The sequence below is a fragment of the Cohnella cellulosilytica genome (assembly GCF_042431195.1).
In the GTDB taxonomy this organism is placed as follows: Bacteria; Bacillota; Bacilli; order Paenibacillales; family Paenibacillaceae; genus Cohnella; species Cohnella cellulosilytica.
Genome location: NZ_JBHMDN010000038.1, coordinates 14,305 through 34,385 on the forward strand (window position 1 = coordinate 14,305; position 20,081 = coordinate 34,385).

Sequence of the window (20,081 nt, forward strand, 5' to 3'; positions counted from 1 at the left end):
GGATTAACTCCTTTCCTGCGACTTGTCGTAAATATACGCTGCGGATCTGGGCAGCGAGACGGCGATTGGCGTTCCCGGAGGCAGCAGCCGCTCTCCGAGCAAGTAAAGCTTCTGACCGGCTTCGGTCTTGGCGACGATGCGCCACCTCTTGCCCTCGAAGGTGCTGTGCAGCACGGTCAGCCCGAACGCCGTCCGGCCGTCTTCATGGGCGGCGGCCGTCTCGGCGACGGCCGCGGACGGCGCGCCTTCCGAACCGAGGAAGACGACGTCGTCGGGCCGGAACAGCAGTTCCGCTTCGCTGCCCTCCGCGGCGGCTTCGGCGCCCACTCCCTCGATCAGCACGGAGCCGCTTCTCAGTCCGACGCCGCGCGCCGTGCGCACGATCGTCCCTTCGATCCGGTTGATCGCGCCGAGCAGCGCGGCGGCCCAACGGCTGGCGGGCAGCGAGTAGCAGTCCGATGGCGTGCCGATCTGGTCGACCGCCCCGCTGCGCATAATGAGCAGCCGGTCGGCCATGGCGAACGCCTCCTCCGGATCGTGCGTCACATGAAACACGCTCGTGCCGAGCTGGCGGAACAAATACGCCATCTCGGTGCGCATCTCGATCCGCAGCCGCATATCCAGATTGGACAGCGGCTCGTCGAGCAGCAGCAGCCGCGGCTGCGTCGCCAGTGCCCTCGCGATCGCAACCCGCTGCTGCTGACCCCCGGACAGCTGCGGAGGAAGCCGCTTCTCCAAGCCGGAGAGCTGCAGCATCTCCAGCAGTTCGCCGACGCGGTTGCGCATGTCGGCGCGATCCATGCGCCGATTTTTCAGTCCGTACGCAATGTTGTCGAATACGCTCAGATGCGGCCAGAGCGCGTAATCCTGAAACACCATGTTGACTCCCCGCTTCTCCGGCGGCTGCATGCCGCGGGAAGAGGAGATCACGTCGCCGTCGAGCCGGATTTCTCCGCCGTCGGGCAGGGCCAGTCCGGCGATGAGCTGCAGCAGCGTCGATTTGCCGCAGCCGGACGGTCCGAGGACGCTGATGATTTCCCCTTTGCGCATATCGAGAGAAACGCCCCGCAGCGCTTGATGGGATTCGTAGCGCTTGGCGACGTCTTTGATTTCCAGAAGCGGTCTTTCGTGAGAAGCGCCTTTCATGTGCGGGCCACCTTTCGCCGCAGGAGCATCTCCAGCAGCAGGATGATCAGAATGACGGTGCCTCCGCCCAGCATGGTGGCAGCGGACGCGTAGCCGAAGTTCAAATCTTCGAACGCCTTGTTAATCGAAACCGGAAGTGTAAAGAAGTTGGGCGGGAACAAAATCGCATTGATCGCCAGGTCGAACACGCTGGAACCGAACGCCGCGAGAGCCGCCGACAGGAGCGCGCCGCGGATAAGCGGAGCCAGAATCAGCCGCACACGGTTCAGCAAGGAACCTCCCTGCATTTGCGCCGCGTCGAGCAGCGTGCCCGGCACCTTCGCCATCGCGCCGACCATAATTCTCGTGATGACGGGGACGGCGCCGGCGACGGAGGCCAGCACGAGAATCGCCGGTTTGCCGTACAACAATAGCCCGATCGACTCCAGCCACTTCTGATTCCAGACGAAAATATAGCCGATGCCAAGCACGACGCCCGGCACGGCCAGCGTCACGAGCGACATCACTTCGATCCAGCGCTTGAAGCGGAACCGGGAATACGTAAGCACGAACGCTACCGCGACGCCCAGCGCCAGCCCTGCCAGCGCGGACAAGGAAGCGATCAGCAGGGAGCGGCCCAGTCCGGCCAGCAGCTGGCTGTGGTCCGCGAACAACGAGACGTAATGCGCGAACGTCAGATTGTCGAGCGTGAATCCGCCGGACTGCGTCCGGAACAGCGACATGAGCACGTTCGTGCCGATCGGAATGCCGACCACGACGAGCAGGAACAGCAGGTTGCCGACCGCCAGCACCGGCGTCATCCGGCCCGCCGGCTTCGGCTCGGCCGGAGTGGCGCGCGCCGACAGGAAATCGTAGCGCGACCGCCGCATCACGTAAAATTGCAGCATCATCGCCAGCGAAATGAGCAGAACGAGATAAAAAGACAGAACTCCGGCCATATCGAAGCGGATCGGCGACGTGTACAGCGCGGAATAAATCGAGTACGGAAGCGTCGGGAAGCGGTAGACGGCGGCAATCGACGCCGGCAAGCCGAAATCTCCGACCGTGTCCATGAATACGAGCGCCGCGCCGGCCAGGAACGCGGGCAGCAGCAGCGGCGCCTGCACCGTGCGCCAGACGCGCCATGCGGACGCGCCGCACAGTCTGGCGGCTTCGGCAAGCTGCTCGACCTTCCATTCCATCGCCGCGTACACGCTGAGATACGCCAGCGGAAACTTGCTCAGCGTCATGACGACGACCAGCCCTGCCGGCTGAAATACGGCCGGCGTTACCCAGCTCCAGCCCAGCAGCTTGACGGCCAAGCCTCCGCCTGCGGCAAACATGACCCATCCCTGCGCCAAAATAAAAGAAGGAGTGATCAGCAGTCCCCAGACGGCCGCGTCCAGCAATCGCGCGGTCGGGAAACGCCACGTCGCGCGCGCCATGGCCAGCATGCCGCCCAGCAGCGTAGCCAGCACCGTCGTTCCGCATGCCAGCAGCACGGAATTTTCCAACGACTTCTGCCATAACGGACGGTGAAACAGCTCCAGTAATAGCCGCAAGTCGCCCAGCTTCCAATCTCCGAAGAAAACCCCCGGCAGCAGCACCTGAACGATGACCGCCGCCAAGGGAAACAGGACCAGAATGCACAGGGCGAGGCTTACGAACCATCCGAGGCGGTTCTGATTCAGCCTCAGCATGGGCTTACTTCACCGCTTTGTCGGCGAACCACTGCTTGATCTCGCCTTCGTGCTCGTACGCCCACGCGGCGTCCGCGGCGACCAGCTGGGCATCCGCAGCGCGGTCCGGTTTCGGATTGACGCCCGGAACTGACGGCTCGAAGTAGCTCTCGTCGCCTTGATCGATCAGTTGCTGCTGCGTGGCCGGATCAAGCAGGAAGTTGACGAACGCTTTGGCTGCGTTCGGGTTTTTCGTATTTTTCTGGATGGCCGCTACGCGTACGGAAGCCGGTGCGCCGTCCTCCGGCCAGATGATGCCGATCGGCTCGCCGGAGTTCACGAGACCGTAAGCGTTGGACTCCTGCAGCGCTGCCGCCTTGATCTCGCCGGAGCTGAGCGCCGCCGCGACGTTCGGGTTTTTCGGATAGACCTTCAAGCCGTTCGCGAACAAGGAGTCGAAGAAGGCTTGTCCGCCTTCCAGCTGCTTCTCGCTGAAGAAGCGGGCGACGAACGGAAACGCGGGCGCCGCGACGGCCGGATCGGCCATGCCGACGGCGTTTTTGAACTCCGGCTTGGCGAAGTCGTCCCACGAATTCGGAGCCTGGTCCTCCGTGTAGGCGTTCGTATTGTACACGATAATTCCCGCGGCGTGAGCGCCGGTCGGATAGAACGATTTGTTCGTCGGAACGTAAGCTTGGTACGAATCCTTCAGCTTGGCCGCGTTGTCCGGCGTCCAGTCCGTCATCAGTTGTCCTTCTTCTCCCATGCCGTAGATGGAAGGCATCGCGTCAAGCCAGACAACGTCCCAGTGCGGGTTGCCCTTCTCCGCTTGAATGCGGGACATGATTTCCGCGCCGTTGCCTTTGACCAGGTCGACTTTATAGCCGGTTGCCGCTTCGAACATCGGACCGATAATATCGTCGAAATCGTTCAGATACACGGTCAACGTGCCTTCGTCCTGCGCCTCGGGAGTCGGCTCCTCGCTAGCAGGCGTCGTCTCGGGCGACGGAGAGGCCGTCTCCGCCGACGGGGAAGACGCGGGCGGATTGCCGCCGTTCGCCGCATTGTTGTCGTTCGATCCGCACGCCGACATCACCGTTACCGTCATCGCCAGCAGCATTGCCATTCCCGTCAGCTTCGTTTTCGTTTTTTTCATGATCCCTTGTACCCTCCACCAAATCTAGTATGAAATGCTCTATTAAAAAGGTAACACCGGTTTGTATAAGCGATGTTAACTCCGCCCGCTAGTTTTGTTAAATAAATCTATTTATATTGATATAAATATAGATTATATCTATAATCTGGCTTGAGCGAAGAAACGGAGGGATACCATGAACGTGCAGCAGCTGAAGGTTTTCCTGTCCGTGTGCGACGGGCAAACGTTAATCGAGACGGCGGAGAAGCTGGGTCTGAAGCAGCCAACGGTCAGCTTCCATCTGCGAAAGCTGGAAGAGACGCTCGGTCTGGAGCTGTGGCGCAAAAACGCGCGGGGATTCCGGCCGACAAGCGACGCGTTCGAGCTGCTTCCCTATGCCCGCAGAATCGTTACGCTGGTGGATGAGGCGGAGGAACGGATGAACGAGCTGAGGAACCGCCAAGGCGGAAGATTGCGGATCGGGGCCAGCCATACGCCGGCGACTTATTTTATCCCCAGGCATCTGGCGGAGTTCCGGGTTCAGCATCCCGACGTACAGCTGCTGTTGACCGTCAAGAAAGCGAGATCGACGCTGGCGATGCTGCGCAATTACGAGATCGACGCGGCGATCGTATCGCTGCCGGAGAAGGTGGAGGACGACGAAGGGTTGATCGTGCATAGATTGGCCGAAGACGGGCTCAGACTGTTTCTGTCTCCCGAGCATCCGCTGGCCTCTTCCGAGGAAATCCTGGTGGAACAGCTGTACCGGGAAACGTTCCTGCTGCACGAATCGGGAACAACCTCGCGGCAGTTGACGGACGAATGGGCCGAAAGCGTCGGTCTGAAGCTGGATTCGGCGATGGAGATGGGGGCGATCGAGACGATCAAAGAGGGGTTAAAATGCAATATGGGCGTCGGAGTGCTGCCGTGGAGAAGCGCGATCCGGGAAACGCAATCCGGCGAACTGATCCAGCGCTCGCTTCCCGATTACCGCAACAACCGGTTTATCTGCCTTGCGCTGCGCGACGAGGAGACGCTGTCCCCCCACCTGCGCAAGTTTACGAGCTTTGCCCGGTCCAGCATGTCCGTGCTGGCGGATTAGCGCCGCCAGCGGCGCAGGAGTTCCGTCTAACAGCGCCCCTTATGAGCCGACCGCCAGCACTTCCCGGTGCTTGCCTCTCAGATAGGTTTCGCGGAGCAAGCGGTCGGTTTCCGTTAACGGATCGATTTCGCCGGCGCTTAGAGATACGAGTTCGTCGCCCCGGTAATAGCAATGGTGCTCATAGCAAAGCGGATCGTCAAGACCCGTCTCCAGAAATCTCGGAATATTCGATACGACTCCGCCGTTGTCGCCGTCCAGCACCCAGTCGATCGGCTGCCAGTGCAGAACGCCTTCGTCCGTCTCAAGAGGAGTCGGATAGACGAAGTCCGCCGGCACCTCCGCTACATACAAATACATGCCGCCGAAGCTGACGTCGTCGTCGTTCCACGTAATCATCCCTTTGTAATACAGGCGGTACTGGTCCGGCTTCATATTCGTTTCCTCGGCAATTTCGCGAATCATCGCCTCGCGCGGCTCCTCACCCTGCTCCAGCTTGCCGCCTACCCCATTCCACCGCCCCATCCAGGGGGCGAACTTCCGGTTCAGCAGCAGGATCTCGTCCCCGCGTCGGATGAAACAGATATTATACTTGATCATAGTCATTGGTTCGTTCTCCCCACACTCTGCATGAATCAATGACAATAGAATAGCCTATTCCCCGACATTTTCACAAGAGCCGCGCCTCCATATCGAAAAAACGGATCGGGCTTCCTAATTGCCAGGAATAAATCGAGTCGGTTCTCCTTTACAAGACGATGCCGATATCGGAAACCGTGCCGCGATGCCACCTATTATATAGGGCAAACTGAACACGGACAACCGCTCTCTGCCACTTTCCCGCTATTAGATTATCCACGCAGAAAAGAAACGGATCATCCGGTATCGAAACCGGATGATCCGCAGCTAGGCCTAGTGTTATACCAACCTGTTACTCTCCGTCGACGCGCTCCCACTTGGAGGACGCGATCGAGCGGGTGACGGCGTCCAACACCTTGTTGTTCATCCAGCCGTCATGGAAATCCGGAGTTAAGCCCGTTCCTTTGTTAATGGCATTAAAGAAATCGGCGAACTGATTCACGAACGTATTCTCGTAGCCGATAATATGGCCCGGCGGCCACCAGGCGCCGATGTACGGGTGAACGTCCTCGGTGACGAGAATTTTGCGGAAGCCTTGAATCTCGACCGGGTCTTCCTTCGACCAGAATTCGAGCTCGTTCATCGCTTCGAAGTTAAACGCGAGGGTGCCCTTGCTTCCGTTAATCTCGATGCGCTCGTGATTTTTGCGGCCTCCGGCCAGTCTCGTCGCTTCGAAGGTGCCCAGCGCCCCGCCCGCGAACTTCGCCAGGAACGCCGCGGCATCTTCGACCGTAACCTCCTGGAGCTGGCTCTGATCGCCCTGGGCGGTCAGATTCCCGCTGAGCTGTTCGTTCACCTGCACCTTCGGACGTTGCGCGATAAACGTCTTGTCCATGCCGACGACCTGATCGATCTCCCCGACCAGATAGCGGGCCAGATCGATAATGTGCGCGTTCAGATCGCCATGGGGACCGGAGCCCGCAATTTTCCGATCGAGCTTCCAGCTTGTCGGGAAATTCGGATCGAGCAGCCAATCCTGCAAATAGACGCCGCGAAAATGATAGATCTCTCCCAGCCTGCCGTCCTCGATCAGCTTCTTGGCCAAAGCGATGGCGGGAACTCTGCGGTAATTGTGGCCGAGCATGTGGACGACCTTCGCTTGCCGCGCCGCGTCGAGCATCCGTTTCGCCTCTTCGGCATTCATGGCCAACGGCTTCTCGCAAAATACGTGCTTGCCGGCCTGGGCCGCAGCTATCGCAATCTCCATATGCGAAATGGTCGGGGTGGCGATGTCGACGACGTCAATGTCGCCGCGGTTCACGACCTCCCGCCAATCCGTCGCGTATTCCTGCCAGCCGAAGTTGTCGGCGGCCTGCTTCACCAGATGCTCCGTCCGTCCCACGATTACCTTTTTCACCGGCTTGACGCCGTTTTTGAAGAAAAAGTCCGTGTTGTCCAGCGCATAGCTGTGCGCCTTGCCCATAAAGTTATAGCCGATCAACGCAACGTTGAGCTCTCTCATCTTCCCTCTTATCCTCCCTCTATGGCGTGAACGCGATCAGAAGACCGAAGAAAAGGAACGAACAACTTATTTCTTCTTATCCTTCGCGTCGAACACCGCCTCGATGACGATAATCCGGCAGTCTGTGTCTCCCACATTGCGGAACGTATGCTTGCTGCCGCTCTTGGTCAGACAGGCGGTGCCGGGCTCCATCGGAACCTTCTCGCCGTCGACCGTCATTTCGCCTTTGCCTTCGGTGACGATATACACTTCCTCGTTGCCTTCATGGGGATGAAGGCCGATGCTCGTGCCCGGAGGCAGCGTCGTCTCGTGAATGAAGTTGATCAGCGAATCGAAGTCGCCCGGATTGCCCGGAACGGGCAGCAGCGGCTCGTAACCGAGCACCTGGCGGACGAAAATCGTTCCCTGTCCGTCATGGCAATCCTCCACCGGATAGTTGACAACGTCGTTTCTTCCTCTTGCTACATAAGCCATTCCCAATCACCTCGTCCATATATTTGGTGTTTCACTTTCAACGCTGCCCACAACTATCATTTATTGTTTTATTTTGTTTTTAATATATTATAAAGCGGTTACATTATCAATATGTTTTTATATATTATTGATTATTAATTTTTATTATTGTTAGACCTTTTCCAATCCCATCCCCAGAATCCGCGAGACCAAGACCAGCTCATCCTCTTTGCGGCCCGGGATGAAGCATCCGTGATGCGAATACAGCGAGCTCATCAGCTTGTGGCCGTCCCCAACGCGAATGACGCCGCCATTGCGGCAGTCCGAGCCGGGATAACCCGCATAGTCGATCAAGTCGCCTTTCACGGCAATCATCTTCGTCAGCGTCGGATGGAACTGGGCGATCGTCAAATCCCCGAGCGAGTATCTGGCATCGACCGCCGTGGCGTTGTCGTCGACGATGCCGAGCACCTTCGGCTTCAGCTTCCAGTCGGCGGCGAACGATTTCGGCATCAGGCCGAAAAAGCCGCAATGGCCGACCAGCAAATGGTTTTCCGGCTCGGCGACGTCCGGGAAGCTGGGGATTTTCTCGTGCTTAAGCGCCGTCATTCCCATCAGGAACGGATAGAGATTGCTCATCATGACGGGCGCCTGCAGCGTGTTGTGCAGAATATACTTGGTCAACAAGGATAAAATGTCGCCTTCGCACGCCCACATAATGCCCCGCTCTTCGTACAGCATGCTCCAGGCCAGGCACGGCGTCGTATCCGAATGGAACGATTCGTTCAGGCAATTGATCCCTACGCCGCGAATCCGGTCGTCCAGATCGAGCTCGCGCTTGACCGCGGCATACAGCTTAACCGCGCTGTTCATCGCCCGGGCCGTGACGCCCTCCGCCGGAATCTCCCACTGCCGCAGCACCTCCTCGGCCTCGGCGTCGGAAATCCGCTTGGCCTCGGCGCCCAGCTGCTTAAAGCTTTTCTTGACGACGCTTATGCCGAAGGCGTCCTGGATACGCTGCACGCATTCGTCTTCCCACCAGAAAAATCGCTTGAAGATGCTGGCCTGCATGCCCTCCCCGGGATTGTCCTGGAACACGAGAAATTTCGTGCGCCGCATGTCCCGCTTAAAGCCGAGCGCGCGGCAAAGGGTCCGGGTCTGCTCGAGCCGATACGGCGCGAACACGTCGATGCCTTCCGCTCGCAGGAAGGTTACGATCTCCCAGTCCCACATCGCCATCGTGCCGAATTCCGAGGTGACGACAAGCATCGGCACTTGAATTTCCTTGAAGCGTTGCAGTTGGCGGTAAGCCTCCCCGACCAATTGGGGGAAGACGACCGCGTCCGCTTCCGCGGGAATGGGCGCGCCAAGCGCAATCGGCGGCAGAAACTCCGCCTCATCCGCCAGCAGCGACGTTAACGTGCCCAATTGCCCGTCGAACTCCTGCCGATTGATTCCCTCTTCAAAATATACGGGCGCCAGCCGAGCCTTCATTTTTTTCACGCTCCTCGTCGTTTTCCACACTTATTGCGCGGTCTGCAGGCCTTCGATGGCATGAATGGCATTTCGCGAAGCGATCAGCCCCATGTTGTCGACGGCGCTTACCGTCGAAGCCGCGCAATGCGAACCGATGATCAGATTGTCCAGCTCCAGCAAAGCGGCGTTGCCGGGCGGCTCCTCTTCGAACACGTCGACCCCCGCCCCCCAGATCGCCTCGGCCTTCAGCGTCTCATACAAAGCCTCCTCGTCAATCAACCCGCCCCGGGCCGTATTGACGAGAACGGCCGTCGGCTTCATCATCGCGAACTGCGCCCGGCCGATCATATGGCGCGTGCGTTCGTTCAGCGGCAGGTGCAGGCTGATGAAATCCGCCGTCCGCAGCACGTCCTCGATCCGCTCGGCATATGCGATGCCGTTGGCTTCGGCAAACGCCGGGTCGCGAATCGTATCGAACGCGATGATCTTCATATCGAAGCCGGCCGCCCTGCGGGCTACCGCTTTGCCGATGTTCCCCATGCCGAGCAAGCCGAGCGTCCGATGGCAGACGTCCAGCGTCGTCAGCTTGGTCCAGTTGCGCTTGCGGCACTCTTGGTCGATCACCGTCAGCTTGCGGGCGGCGGCGAGCATGAGCGCGAACGTATAATCGGCGACGGCGTCCGTATTGGCGCCCGCCGCGACGCTTACCGCAATGCCGCGCTCCTGCGCGAAAGACGTATCGATATTGTCCGTGCCGATGCCGTATTTGGAAATCACCTTCAGGCGCTCCGCCTTCTCCAGCACTTCCCGGTCGAGCGGATCGACGCCGACGATCACGGCGTCCGCGTCCGCGATCAGCCCGCCTATCTCTTCTTTCGTCATAATTCTCCCGAACGGATTAAGCACCACCTCGTAGCCTTGGCGCTTCAGCATATCGAGCGGCTCCCGGCTGTGCCTGGCGAAGGATCTCGGCGTTACGACGATTTTGGTCATCTGCGTTCACTTCCATTTCGGATTGTCGATCGCGGCGGGCCGGCCGTCTTGCTCGACGACGATTTTACGGAAGCCCTTCGTCTCGATCGTGCCGTAATCGTGGCCCGCGTCCGCCCGGAAAACGTAGAAGGTGATCAGCGGTTCATGGCCCGTATTGATGCTGCGATGCGCGTATCTCCCCGGCACGTAGACGGCCGTCCCCGGCGAGAATTCCCGGACGTCCCATTCGCCCTCCGGATTTTCCATCAGCATCAGTCCCTTGCCCCCGATGCAGTAGTAGACCTCCGACGTATCGAGAATCGTATGAAAATGCCCCTTCGTCATAAAATACTCGTCGCCGATTTTGCCCGGGTACACGATGCTCGTTCCGAAAGCCAGGTTGCCCGCGGCCTCCGGCACGCCGAGCTCGTGAAATTCGTAGACGAGCGTATCCTCCCGCTGCAACCGTTCGCGGAATGCCGCATCGTCCGCATACATCCCCGCCATTTTCGACAAGTAGCGCTTAAGAGACGGCGCGGTATCCGACAATCCGTTGTTCAAGCTGAAATAATGGGAAAAAGGAGCAAGCGGATGGCCTGCGTTTCCATTGTTCGCCTGCGTTGTCATTTGCTTTCACCTCTATTCGTCCGGCCCGACGCCTGCATATTCATCGCAACGCGCTCCAGTCTGTCGAACGTCTCGCCTTCTATCGGCCTGTGGAACACTTCGGCAATAACTTGCGTCCACCCGTGGATAAAATAAATCCATCCGTCCTCCACATGAAGCCGCCTGTCCGTCCGCTGCCTGAGCGCCTGATGCATAAAGTCCAGTTCTCCGCGGTAATTCAATTCCCATACGAGGCTTTGCTCGGGGAACACGGCCGAGTCGGTAAGCGGCGAACCGGGCCGGTCTTTGCCGAGCCCCGTCGCGTTAACGATTAACGAGCCTGCGGGCATCCCGGCCAGAACGGCGTCGTTGTCTTGCGGATCGGGGCAAAGCCGGTAAGCGAACTTGACGGGCGTATCGATCCGGCCGAGCAGCTCCCGCGCGGACTTAAGCCGCTCCGGGCTGCGGTTCGTAATGACGATGGTCTCCGGCACGTTGCCGCCGTGCTCCGGCTTCGTCAAGTAGCTGGCGATGGCCAGCGCGCTTCCGCCGGCGCCCATGATCATCGCGTGTCCGCCGCTTCGGGTCCAATGTTCTTCCGGAACGAACGCTTCGAGCGACAGCCCGCTTGAGATCGGGTCTTTGGCATGAGCCGCCAGCGCCGCGCCGTTCTTGGAAATGCTCGACACCTCCTCGAACATCGCGGCGTAGGCATCGATCTCGTCGAACAGATCGGACGCCGCGTGAAACAGATCGATCTTGTGGGTCGTCACCAGCGCGCCGAGCGACAGCGGATCGTTCTTGATAAACTCAACGCACCTTCTGTACAGCTCCGGTTCGGCGTGTATCGCGATATCGATGCCTTTGATCTGCGCATCGCGCAGGCCGAGCTGTTCCGCCCAGAGCGGGAACAGCTTCATAATCGAGGATTGGCCCGTCGTGACGCCAATAAAGTATAAGGTCGGCCGGGTCGCCGGGTTGGGCAGCTTCATAGCTGGTTCTCCTCCTTGTGCTCTTCGTTCGCGACGATGATTTCGCAGCCGTGCGCGGCCAGCTTGGCTAACGTTGCGGGGGCAATCCCTCCGTCCGTAACAATCAGGTCGATCCTGGAAGCGGGCGCGAATTGAACGAAGGAAGTCGTCTCCATCTTACTGCTGTCGCACAGTAAAATGACCTGCGCGGACACCTCCGTCATCGTCTTCTTGACTTCGGCTTGCGCGATATCCGGCGTCGTGCAGCCTTTCTCGATGCTGAAGCCGTTCGTCGCCAGGAACGCTTTGTCGACATTGAGCCCCTCCAGCAGGTGAACGGCAAACGGGCCGACGGTGCAGCGAAAGTTTCTGCGCAGAGCGCCGCCCACCATGACGACCTGAACGCCGGGGCAGCGCTCCAGACATTTCGCGATCTCCAGATCGTTCACGATGGCGGTTACGTTCCGCTTGTCCTTCATCGCCTTCGCCATCTCCAGCGTAGTCGTGCCGGTATCGAGAATGACCGTGTCGCCTTCCTCGATGTACTCCACCGCCTTCGCGGCGATCGTTCTCTTCTGAATGATTTTCTCGCGTTCCTTAAGCTGGCTGTCCGGCTCGAAGCCGGCTTTGGCCGCGTCCGCCGCAATCGCGCCGCCGTGCGTTCGCCGAATCAAGCCCGACTGCTCCAATTCGCGCAGATCGCTGCGCACCGTTGCCGAGGATACGCGCAAGCGGTCGACGAGATCGTGAACGAGCACTTTCTTCCGCTCTCTGACGCGTTCCATAATGGCGATCTTCCGTTCCTCCGCGAACAGCGGCTCACGCGCGGCGTTCGGCTCCACTTCCATCCCTCCGTCATTTCAGCTTCCGATAGAGCTCCCCGAGTCCGTCGATCGCAATGCGGTAACGTTCGGCATTCCGTTCGTACACCGCCCGGTTGGCGGCATCGGGCGCGTAGACGCGATCCGCGACGGCGAACCGCTGCGCCGTGTCTCCCAAATTCCGATAGAGGCCCACGCCGTAGCCGGCAATTACCGCATTCGCGATCAGAGCCGTGTCGTTGACCTTCAGCGTTTCGTACGGAATGCCCAGCACGTCCGCTTTGATCGAATTAAACAGCTGTCCGCGCGCCCCGCCGCCGACCGCCGTTACGCGGGAATACGCCACGTCGCCGGCCAGACGCTCCAGGGTGTCCAAATAATAGCGGTATTCGTACGCCACGGACTCCAGAATCGAACGGTACATCGCGCTCTGATCGTGAGCCCATTCCAGACCGAGCCAGCTGCCACGCAAATCGGGATCGTTCGGACAGACCCGGCCGCCGAAATGCGGGACGAACAGCAAGCCGTCGCTCCCCGCCGCCACCTCCGCCGCCAATCGGTTCCAATCGTCGAAGGAGCGCTCCGCCCCGTCCTCCCGCTTGTTCCATTGATCGCGGAACCAGGCCAGGCATTGCCCGCCCCCATTAATGTAGGCAAGGGGCGTCCACAGATCGGGAACGACCGAGCGCGCGTATATCAGCGTCTTCCTCTCTGCGTCGGGATGGTAGCCCCGCACGCAGCAGGACAGCACGGACGCCGTTCCGGCCACGTCGAACAGCTGTCCCGGCTTGACGATGCCGGCGCCCAGCGTAGCCGCCGCCGTATCCCCGCATCCGGCGACGATCGGCGTGCCCGCAAGCAATCCCGTCTCTTGCGCGTACAGCGGCGCAAGCTGCCCGATCTTCTCCCACGGGGCGACGATCCGCGGGAGCTTCCCCTTTTCAACCGCAAACGCTTTCAATAGCGCGTCGGACCACTCGGCCTTGCCCGTGTCCGCAAATCCCGAGAAATGCAAATGCGTATAATCGATGTAGGCTTGATCGGCTTGCAGCCCGGCCAATCTCCCCGCCGCGAACGCGCTCGGAACGACGAACTTGGCGATTCGCCGGTAGACGTCCGGACGCTCGTGCTTCCACCACAGTATTTTAGGACCGTGCGAGTAGGTAACGGGACAGCCCGTGATGCGGACGATCTCGTCCTCGCCCCACGCCTTGATTCGCGGCATGTACGCTTCGCAGCGCGTATCCAGCCAGGAATCGTAAGGGGTAACCGCGTTCCCTCGTTCGTCGATGCCGAGAATTCCGGCCATCTGCCCGTCCAGCGCGATCGCCGCCACGTTGTCCGCAGCTATCCTCGACAACGCCAGCGCCTCCCGCATTCCCCGCACAACCGAGAGGAACATCTCGTCCGGGTCCTGCTCCACGCGTCCACCCGGCTGCTTCTTCAATTCGGACGGGTAAAACGCGGAAGAGACCATCCGTCCCTTCTCGTCCACGACCGCCGTCTTCGTCCCCTGCGTTCCGATATCCGCTACGATGAAATAGGGCATTCCGTCCTCCCCCGCTCTTGGGCGTGTATGCAAACCCGCTCAGGGGCATCTTTCATCGCCTTTTCGCCCCCTGCTGCGACCCTTTGACGTACCCCCGGTACGTCTTCACAAAAGTTCCTTGCATGGAACGAAAATTCGGCAACATCTGCTGTCCTCGGAGTATGCATACACGCCCTAGTCGAATACGATTAATGTTTTGACCCCTTGCAGGCTCATCGCGTGCCCGATCGCTTCTTCGGCCCGTTCGATCGGGTATCTGGCCGTGATCAGCTTCTCGACGTTCAAGATCCCGCTGCCGATAAACTGAAGCGTCTTGCGAAAATGATGATTGTTCGCTTTCGTGGATCCCGTCACGACAAGCTGCTTATAATGGATGTCGTTCGTATTAAGGCCGACGACTTGACGATCCTTGGGCAGACCGCCGAAGAAATTGATCTTCCCGTGCATGGCCGCCAGCTCGATCGCCGTCTGCTGCGTCTCCGGGGACGAATTGGCGGTCACGCACACGTCCGCTCCTCTGCCTCCGGTCAGCTCCATGACGCGTTCGCGAAGCGTGTCCGCTTCCAGGGGCAGGAAGGCGTCGTCGATTTCCCTGCACAAGCGCAACCGTTCCGGAGAACGATTCGCGACCATTACGCGCCCGGCCCCGGACATCTTGGCCAACTGCGCGTACATCAGCCCGATCGGGCCCGCGCCGATAATCAGCACGTCGTCCCCCGCCGCGATCGGACATTGCAAAATTCCGTTATACACGCACGATAAAGGCTCGTTGATCGCCGCTTCGTCGAAGGACACCCGATCGGCCAATTCGACCACATTGCCGAAGGCGACCGCTTTCGCGGGAATTCTCACATACTCCGCGAAGCCTCCGTCCATCTGGACGCCGAGCGCTTCGTACTCGCCGCACAGATGCTGGTCGCCCCGGACGCAGCGGTCGCAGATGCCGCAGCCCATATTCGGCGCGACGCCTACGCGCATGCCAACCCGGTAATGCGCCACCCTGCTCCCGACCTCCGCGATGACGCCGCCGATCTCGTGTCCCAGCGTCCTTGGCGTCTCCGCGCCGATTCCGGCGAAGCCGCCGCGGATCATCCGCAGATCCGTGCCGCAAATTCCGGCGCTTCTGACCTTCACCAACAATTCGTCGTCTCCGATGATCGGCTTGGGCACTTCAACCAGCTGCACATCGTTCACGCCGTACATTCGCGCCGCCCGCATTTTCCCGCACTCCCCTTCGCTGTTCTGCTTATTCCAGCTGCACAATCGCTTTCCGAGCCAGGGAGGCGTTCCCCGCATGGACGACCGCCGCGGCCATTTTCCCGTCGATTCCGCCCACCCTCGGCTGACGATCCTCGAGAATGCACGCGATAAAATGCGTATCCTCCGCCAAGTAGGCATCCTTATACAGCGATCTCCAGCTGTTCATGAACGGCCGCGTCAGCTGCTTGCCGCCGTTCGCGGTTACGAGCGTCTTCTCATGCGTCTGTCCGATAAAAATAACGCCTTCCGTTCCGAGAATCTCGACCCGGGCGTCGTAGCCGTACCCTACCGACACGGCCCCGTCGATGACGCCCAGCTTGCCGTTGCGCGCGCTCCCCGTCAGGACGACGTTGTCGTAAAAATCGGGATACCGGTCCGCGACGTCCTTGTTTCTGTAGTTGCCGCCTATGGCGTATACCGAGGAAAACTCCGAACCGAGGAACCATCTGAGCGTGTCGATATCGTGACTGTTCACTTCCGCCAACGGTCCGTTGCTCATCTTCAGATCGTACATCCACGGCTGCGGCGTGCTCGGCCCTCTCGTCAACGACTTCACCAGCACAACGTCCCCGATCATGCCTTCCTCCACTTGACGTTTCGCTTCGAGGAAGCTCTCGTCGAAGCGGCGCATGAAAGCGACCTGCAGCTTCACCCCTGCCTCGGCGCAGGCCTGAATCATCTCCTCGCATTCTTCCGGGTTCATCGCCATCGGCTTCTCGCACAGCACATGCTTCCCCGCCCGCGCAGCCGCTACGACAATCTCTTTGTGATACACGGTCGGCGTTACGACGACGACGGCATCGACGGCATCGTTCATCAACGCCTGCCTGTAATCGGTATACCCATGGTCCAGCTCGAGTTCCCGCGCCGCTTCCCGAGCTGTCTGCTCATGAGGGTCCGCTACCGCGACCAGCTTGGCGTAAGGCACGCTGCTGCGGAAATTCCGGGCGTGAATCATGCCGGCTCTCCCGGAACCGATGACGCACACGCCGACTTTCCGGTTGTTCATCCCCATGCTCCTCATTTCTTTTTGTTATTATTTATTATCTTTTACAATCATATTTTAACAATTAGGGCCTTGTCAATAGAAATAAAGCGCTTTTATTTGAAGAACGGCCGAACGACGAGATAGAAAAATAAGCAAAAACAACCCTTTCGACTCGTTTCGCTTCATATTGTGCGCAATTGATAATAAATGATATGATTAAAACAACATGGTTAGGGACAGGGAGCGGTAGGAGAATGAACGAGAATGCGACGGATATTTTATTTGCCGAAGAAAGGAAGGAAGCGATCGTTAAGCTGGTTAACGAACGAAAGAAGGTGCTCGTTCCCGAGCTGATCGACTATTTCAAAATGTCTCCGGCTACGATCCGCAACGACCTGCGCGATCTCGAGGCGGCCGGCTTGATCAAGAGAACCCATGGCGGCGCCATTCCGAGCAGCGCCATCCGGGTCGGATTCGAAATGGACAGCAACAGTAAAAACGTGGAGCTCGTCCCCGCGAAAGAAGCCATTGCGAGAAAAGCCGTCGAATGGGTCGAGGAAGGAGATATTATCGTTCTCGATACCGGCACGACCACGCTGGAAATGGCCAAAAGGCTGCTCCACAAAAAAAATGTCACGGTTATCGTCAACGATATCGAGATTGCCTCCGTTCTGGAGAAGTTCGAGGGCGTCAACGTCGTCATTATCGGCGGCACCCTGCGCAGAAACTTCCATTGCACGGTCGGTCCGTTCGCCGTCAAGCTGCTCTCCGAGCTGAACGTGGACAAGGTGTTCCTGGGCACGAACGCCTTCAGCGCCGAGAAGGGCTGCACGACGCCCGACATCAACCAGGCGGAGATCAAAAAAACGATGGTGCAGATCGCGACTCAAGTCATCGTCTTGTGCGACAGCAGCAAAATCGGCAAAAACTCGTTTGTGCAATTCGCGCCGCCCTCCGACATCGATGCGCTGGTCACGGACGACAACGTCGATTCGGCTCTGTTGAAGGAGATTTCCGAAACCGGGATCGACGTTCATCTTGCAGAGGTAGCCAAATAACAGCCGCGCGCATCGCGCAAAAAGAGGGACGACGGCAGGCACGCCGGTCGTCCCTCTCTGCGCTCTACCCGTTTTCCGATCGAATTGTCGTAAACCGAATTCTTTAAGAAAGCTTGTCGGAGGCCTTACGTACGATTTCTTGCTTCGCATCGTTCACGATCAGTTGGAAGACGTCCGGACGGCTGTAATGGCCGACGACGTCGAAATCGAATCGGCTTTGCACGACTTTGGACAGATCCAGCGTGGCGAGCAGCAGCCCTTCCTGTCCGTATAACGGCTCCGCAACGTAGTCGCCGAGCGGATCGACGATGGCGCTGCCGCCCCTGCTCAGCACTTCCCCATCCTTAAGCAGGTCCTCGTGCCGTGCGATATCGTCGGGATAAGAGGCTTTCGTCGCGTACTGGTTGCTGGAAAGCACATAGCAGCGGCCTTCGCAGGCGATATGGCGGATCGTCGACTGCCAGGAATCGCGCGCGTCCGCCGTGGGAGCTACGTAGATGTCGACTCCCTGGGCGTAGATGGCCGCACGGGCGAGCGGCATGTAGTTTTCCCAACAGATCAATCCGCCGATTCGGCCGAAGGGCGTATCGATGACGGTAAGCGTGCTGCCGTCGCCTTGCCCCCACAGAAGGCGCTCGGAGCCGGTAGGCACGAGCTTGCGATGCTTGCCCAGCAGCTCGCCGTCGGGACCGATATAGAGGATCGAGTTGTACAGGGTGCCCCGGCTGAACTCCCGGTCCCGCTCCACCGCTCCGACAACGAGGTAGACGCCGAGCTCCTTGGCCAGCTCTCCCAGCCTGTCCGTCTCTTCGCCGGGAACGTCGATCGAGCTTTCCCAATACCGCTGCCAGAGCCGCCTCCCCTCCTCCGTCCGGCTGCCGACGCGGGCGCCGAATCCGAAGCCCCTGGGATATCCGGGCAGGAAGACTTCGGGGAAAACGACCAGCTTGGCTTCCTGCGCCGCCGCCTTCCTCGTCAGGCTCTCGATGGCATCCATGGCGGACGACTTGTCGAACAGCGCGGGCGCGGCTTGAACGACGGCAACCTTGACCTCGCGATTGCTCATAGCGTATGATCTCTCCTTTTCGATTTTGCGGCTTTGCCCCCTATCCTATCAAATTCGAAGCGCAAACAGACCATCCACTTCCCCGCTCTTTTTCCCCCTCCAAGTTTAACGAATCGCCGCGGAATCGTCGGGCGGCCGCGAATGCGGGCATCTTATTTTCATGCAAACAATGGTATGATAAGAGCGTTAGGGCGTGTCTGCAAACCCGCTCTAGGTTTGATTGCACGATAGGAGACGGACTTATGTGGAAACCGGACCGGCACAGCCGGCAGCCTCTATACGAACAAATCGCCGACCATATCGAACAGCGAATTGCCTACGGCGAATTTCCGCCGGGCAGCTTGCTGCCCTCCGAGCGCAAGCTGGCGGCCGAGCTGGGCGTTAACCGAAGCACGGTCATTATGGCTTTCGACGAGCTGCGGGCGACCGGAATCGTCGAAAGACGGACGGGCAGCGGAACCCGCGTCAGCACGACCAAATGGGAAATTGCGCCCAAGCATACGCCGAACTGGAAACGCTATGCGCAGGGCGGCCAATTTCTGCCCAATCTGCCCTTTATGCGCAAAATTCGCGAGGCGCTGACCCGCGATCCGTCCCTGATCGACTTTGCCAGCGGAGAGCTGGCGGCGGATCTGGCGCCGATCAACGAGATCGCCGCGCTGATGAGCGAGCACCGCTACACCTCGTACCTGGGGTACGACAATCCGCAAGGCTATATCCCGCTGCGGCAGGCTCTGGTCTCTTATCTGGCCGAGCATCGGAACATTCGCGCGACCGAAGCCTCGATCCTCGTCACTTCCGGCTCCCAGCAGTCGCTGTATCTGATTACGCAATGCTTGCTGTCCCCCGGAGACGCCGTCGCCATCGAGGATCCATCTTACTGCTACTCCCTGCCGATGTTTCAATCGGCCGGCTTGCGGCTGTTCCGGCTTCCGGTCGACCCCTACGGCGTTCATCCCGAGGACGTCCGCGCCTTGTACAAGAAGCATCGGATCAAAATGGTGTTCACGAACCCGAATTTTCATAATCCGACGGGAACCGTGCTGGCCGCCGAGAGGCGGAAGCAGCTCTTGGAGGCGGCGAGCGAATTGGCGCTGCCGATCGTGGAAGACGATCCGTTCAGCCTGACCGCCTATGAAGGGACGCCGCCGTCGCCTCTGAAATCGATGGACGAGATCGGCTCCGTGCTGTATATCGGCTCCTTCTCCAAAATCGCCGCTTCCGGCTTGCGGATCGGCTGGATGGTCGCCCCCCGCGAGATCGCGGAAAGGCTGGCGGACGCGAGACAGCAGATGGATTTCGGACTCAGCGTCATTCCGCAGCAAGTGGCCGCGCAATTTCTGAGCTCGTCTTATTTCGCCCCCCACCTGAAGCGGCTGCGCATGCAGCTGTTGTTCAAGCGGGACCTGCTGGTCGAAGCGCTGAACAAGGAGCTGCCCGATCTGATCCGCTTCGCGGTTCCGAGCGGCGGGCTGCATCTCTGGTGCAAGCTCGTTCCCGAAATTCACGACGGCAGGCTGCTGGAGGAAGGAATCCGCAGAGGCGTCGTGTTCGTGCCGGGCAGCGTCTACGGCTCGGATTCGGGCTTCGTCCGGTTTACGTTCGCCAGAGCCAGGACGGAGGACATTCCGGCGGGGGTCGCCAAATTCGCCGAAGCGCTGCGGGCGGCGATCGGCGGTTGACGGACGTAAAAGAGCTTGTCCCGCCCGCCTCGTCGGCGCT

18 protein-coding genes are annotated in these 20,081 nt (G+C 59.6%); 3 read left to right on the plus strand and 15 right to left on the minus strand.

Translation table 11 applies throughout. From position 1 onward, the window contains the following. Window positions 1-3: 3 nt before the first annotated feature. From ACFFT4_RS25805 to ACFFT4_RS25815, 3 genes are read right to left on the minus strand one after another with little or no spacing between them, the layout of a single operon-like run. Window positions 4-1,146, minus strand: coding sequence for an ABC transporter ATP-binding protein (locus ACFFT4_RS25805; RefSeq protein ID WP_378051876.1), 1,143 nt, complete (start codon window positions 1,144-1,146; stop codon window positions 4-6). Beyond that, complete coding sequence (locus ACFFT4_RS25810) at window positions 1,143-2,825, minus strand: ABC transporter permease (RefSeq protein WP_378051877.1); 1,683 nt, start codon at window positions 2,823-2,825, stop codon at window positions 1,143-1,145. Before ACFFT4_RS25810 ends, ACFFT4_RS25805 begins: the two co-directional genes overlap by 4 nt. A gap of 4 nt (window positions 2,826-2,829) precedes the next feature. Then, on the minus strand, window positions 2,830-3,960 hold the full coding sequence (locus tag ACFFT4_RS25815) for an extracellular solute-binding protein (RefSeq protein WP_378051878.1): 1,131 nt from the start codon (window positions 3,958-3,960) through the stop codon (window positions 2,830-2,832). 175 nt (window positions 3,961-4,135) lie between these two features. On the opposite strand from ACFFT4_RS25815, the gene ACFFT4_RS25820 reads away from it, so the two are divergent. Further along, window positions 4,136-5,041 (plus strand): LysR family transcriptional regulator, encoded by a 906-nt coding sequence (locus ACFFT4_RS25820; RefSeq protein WP_378051879.1) that lies wholly within the window; start codon window positions 4,136-4,138, stop codon window positions 5,039-5,041. 39 nt (window positions 5,042-5,080) lie between these two features. On the opposite strand, the gene ACFFT4_RS25825 is transcribed toward ACFFT4_RS25820, so the two are convergent. From ACFFT4_RS25825 to ACFFT4_RS25875, 11 genes are all read right to left on the minus strand, one after another. Next, window positions 5,081-5,644: an NUDIX hydrolase gene (locus ACFFT4_RS25825; protein WP_378051880.1), complete on the minus strand. Its 564-nt coding sequence runs from the start codon at window positions 5,642-5,644 to the stop codon at window positions 5,081-5,083. 325 nt (window positions 5,645-5,969) lie between these two features. Further along, window positions 5,970-7,139, minus strand: coding sequence for a Gfo/Idh/MocA family protein (locus ACFFT4_RS25830; RefSeq protein ID WP_378051881.1), 1,170 nt, complete (start codon window positions 7,137-7,139; stop codon window positions 5,970-5,972). A gap of 66 nt (window positions 7,140-7,205) precedes the next feature. Continuing rightward, window positions 7,206-7,613, minus strand: coding sequence for a cupin domain-containing protein (locus ACFFT4_RS25835; RefSeq protein WP_378051882.1), 408 nt, complete (start codon window positions 7,611-7,613; stop codon window positions 7,206-7,208). A 150-nt stretch (window positions 7,614-7,763) separates the two neighbouring features. Continuing rightward, the gene (locus tag ACFFT4_RS25840) at window positions 7,764-9,086 is read right to left on the minus strand and encodes a hypothetical protein (protein WP_378051883.1); all 1,323 of its coding nucleotides are present in this window, start codon (window positions 9,084-9,086) and stop codon (window positions 7,764-7,766) included. A gap of 30 nt (window positions 9,087-9,116) precedes the next feature. After that, window positions 9,117-10,061, minus strand: a complete 945-nt coding sequence (locus tag ACFFT4_RS25845) for a phosphoglycerate dehydrogenase (protein WP_378051884.1) — start codon at window positions 10,059-10,061, stop codon at window positions 9,117-9,119. A gap of 6 nt (window positions 10,062-10,067) precedes the next feature. Continuing rightward, window positions 10,068-10,667 carry a glucose-6-phosphate isomerase gene (locus ACFFT4_RS25850; RefSeq protein WP_378051885.1) on the minus strand — a complete coding sequence of 200 codons (600 nt, stop codon included), beginning with the start codon at window positions 10,665-10,667 and terminating at the stop codon, window positions 10,068-10,070. Continuing rightward, window positions 10,664-11,638, minus strand: a complete 975-nt coding sequence (locus ACFFT4_RS25855) for a shikimate dehydrogenase family protein (protein WP_378051886.1) — start codon at window positions 11,636-11,638, stop codon at window positions 10,664-10,666. The genes ACFFT4_RS25850 and ACFFT4_RS25855 overlap by 4 nt, the downstream gene beginning before the upstream one ends. After that, window positions 11,635-12,459: a DeoR/GlpR family DNA-binding transcription regulator gene (locus tag ACFFT4_RS25860; protein WP_378051887.1), complete on the minus strand. Its 825-nt coding sequence runs from the start codon at window positions 12,457-12,459 to the stop codon at window positions 11,635-11,637. The genes ACFFT4_RS25855 and ACFFT4_RS25860 overlap by 4 nt, the downstream gene beginning before the upstream one ends. A 13-nt stretch (window positions 12,460-12,472) precedes the next feature. Beyond that, window positions 12,473-13,987: a xylulokinase gene (locus tag ACFFT4_RS25865; protein ID WP_378051889.1), complete on the minus strand. Its 1,515-nt coding sequence runs from the start codon at window positions 13,985-13,987 to the stop codon at window positions 12,473-12,475. 174 nt (window positions 13,988-14,161) lie between these two features. After that, the gene (locus tag ACFFT4_RS25870; protein ID WP_378051890.1) at window positions 14,162-15,205 is read right to left on the minus strand and encodes a zinc-dependent dehydrogenase; all 1,044 of its coding nucleotides are present in this window, start codon (window positions 15,203-15,205) and stop codon (window positions 14,162-14,164) included. 28 nt (window positions 15,206-15,233) lie between these two features. Then, entirely contained in the window at window positions 15,234-16,256 is a 1,023-nt protein-coding gene (locus ACFFT4_RS25875) for a Gfo/Idh/MocA family oxidoreductase (protein WP_378051891.1), read from the minus strand. Window positions 16,257-16,489: 233 nt separating this feature from the next. Here ACFFT4_RS25875 and ACFFT4_RS25880 point away from each other — a divergent pair, with 233 nt between their 5' ends. Beyond that, window positions 16,490-17,293, plus strand: a complete 804-nt coding sequence (locus ACFFT4_RS25880) for a DeoR/GlpR family DNA-binding transcription regulator (protein ID WP_378051892.1) — start codon at window positions 16,490-16,492, stop codon at window positions 17,291-17,293. A gap of 103 nt (window positions 17,294-17,396) precedes the next feature. Here ACFFT4_RS25880 and ACFFT4_RS25885 read toward each other — a convergent pair whose 3' ends face one another. Beyond that, complete coding sequence (locus ACFFT4_RS25885) at window positions 17,397-18,359, minus strand: carbon-nitrogen hydrolase family protein (RefSeq protein WP_378051894.1); 963 nt, start codon at window positions 18,357-18,359, stop codon at window positions 17,397-17,399. Between the two features lie 242 nt (window positions 18,360-18,601). On the opposite strand from ACFFT4_RS25885, the gene pdxR reads away from it, so the two are divergent. Continuing rightward, window positions 18,602-20,041: a MocR-like pyridoxine biosynthesis transcription factor PdxR gene (gene pdxR, locus ACFFT4_RS25890; protein ID WP_378051895.1), complete on the plus strand. Its 1,440-nt coding sequence runs from the start codon at window positions 18,602-18,604 to the stop codon at window positions 20,039-20,041. The last annotated feature ends 40 nt before the right edge of the window (window positions 20,042-20,081 follow it).

What these genes read in the sequence shown, in the direction of transcription:
- ACFFT4_RS25805 (WP_378051876.1), bottom strand. Translation starts at nt 1,146, where the DNA reads ATGAAAGGCGCTTCTCACGAAAGACCGCTTCTGGAAATCAAAGACGTC.
- ACFFT4_RS25810 (WP_378051877.1), bottom strand. Translation starts at nt 2,825, where the DNA reads ATGCTGAGGCTGAATCAGAACCGCCTCGGATGGTTCGTAAGCCTCGCC.
- ACFFT4_RS25815 (WP_378051878.1), bottom strand. Translation starts at nt 3,960, where the DNA reads ATGAAAAAAACGAAAACGAAGCTGACGGGAATGGCAATGCTGCTGGCG.
- ACFFT4_RS25820 (WP_378051879.1), top strand. Translation starts at nt 4,136, where the DNA reads ATGAACGTGCAGCAGCTGAAGGTTTTCCTGTCCGTGTGCGACGGGCAA.
- ACFFT4_RS25825 (WP_378051880.1), bottom strand. Translation starts at nt 5,644, where the DNA reads ATGACTATGATCAAGTATAATATCTGTTTCATCCGACGCGGGGACGAG.
- ACFFT4_RS25830 (WP_378051881.1), bottom strand. Translation starts at nt 7,139, where the DNA reads ATGAGAGAGCTCAACGTTGCGTTGATCGGCTATAACTTTATGGGCAAG.
- ACFFT4_RS25835 (WP_378051882.1), bottom strand. Translation starts at nt 7,613, where the DNA reads ATGGCTTATGTAGCAAGAGGAAGAAACGACGTTGTCAACTATCCGGTG.
- ACFFT4_RS25840 (WP_378051883.1), bottom strand. Translation starts at nt 9,086, where the DNA reads ATGAAGGCTCGGCTGGCGCCCGTATATTTTGAAGAGGGAATCAATCGG.
- ACFFT4_RS25845 (WP_378051884.1), bottom strand. Translation starts at nt 10,061, where the DNA reads ATGACCAAAATCGTCGTAACGCCGAGATCCTTCGCCAGGCACAGCCGG.
- ACFFT4_RS25850 (WP_378051885.1), bottom strand. Translation starts at nt 10,667, where the DNA reads ATGACAACGCAGGCGAACAATGGAAACGCAGGCCATCCGCTTGCTCCT.
- ACFFT4_RS25855 (WP_378051886.1), bottom strand. Translation starts at nt 11,638, where the DNA reads ATGAAGCTGCCCAACCCGGCGACCCGGCCGACCTTATACTTTATTGGC.
- ACFFT4_RS25865 (WP_378051889.1), bottom strand. Translation starts at nt 13,987, where the DNA reads ATGCCCTATTTCATCGTAGCGGATATCGGAACGCAGGGGACGAAGACG.
- ACFFT4_RS25870 (WP_378051890.1), bottom strand. Translation starts at nt 15,205, where the DNA reads ATGCGGGCGGCGCGAATGTACGGCGTGAACGATGTGCAGCTGGTTGAA.
- ACFFT4_RS25875 (WP_378051891.1), bottom strand. Translation starts at nt 16,256, where the DNA reads ATGAACAACCGGAAAGTCGGCGTGTGCGTCATCGGTTCCGGGAGAGCC.
- ACFFT4_RS25880 (WP_378051892.1), top strand. Translation starts at nt 16,490, where the DNA reads ATGAACGAGAATGCGACGGATATTTTATTTGCCGAAGAAAGGAAGGAA.
- ACFFT4_RS25885 (WP_378051894.1), bottom strand. Translation starts at nt 18,359, where the DNA reads ATGAGCAATCGCGAGGTCAAGGTTGCCGTCGTTCAAGCCGCGCCCGCG.
- pdxR (WP_378051895.1), top strand. Translation starts at nt 18,602, where the DNA reads ATGTGGAAACCGGACCGGCACAGCCGGCAGCCTCTATACGAACAAATC.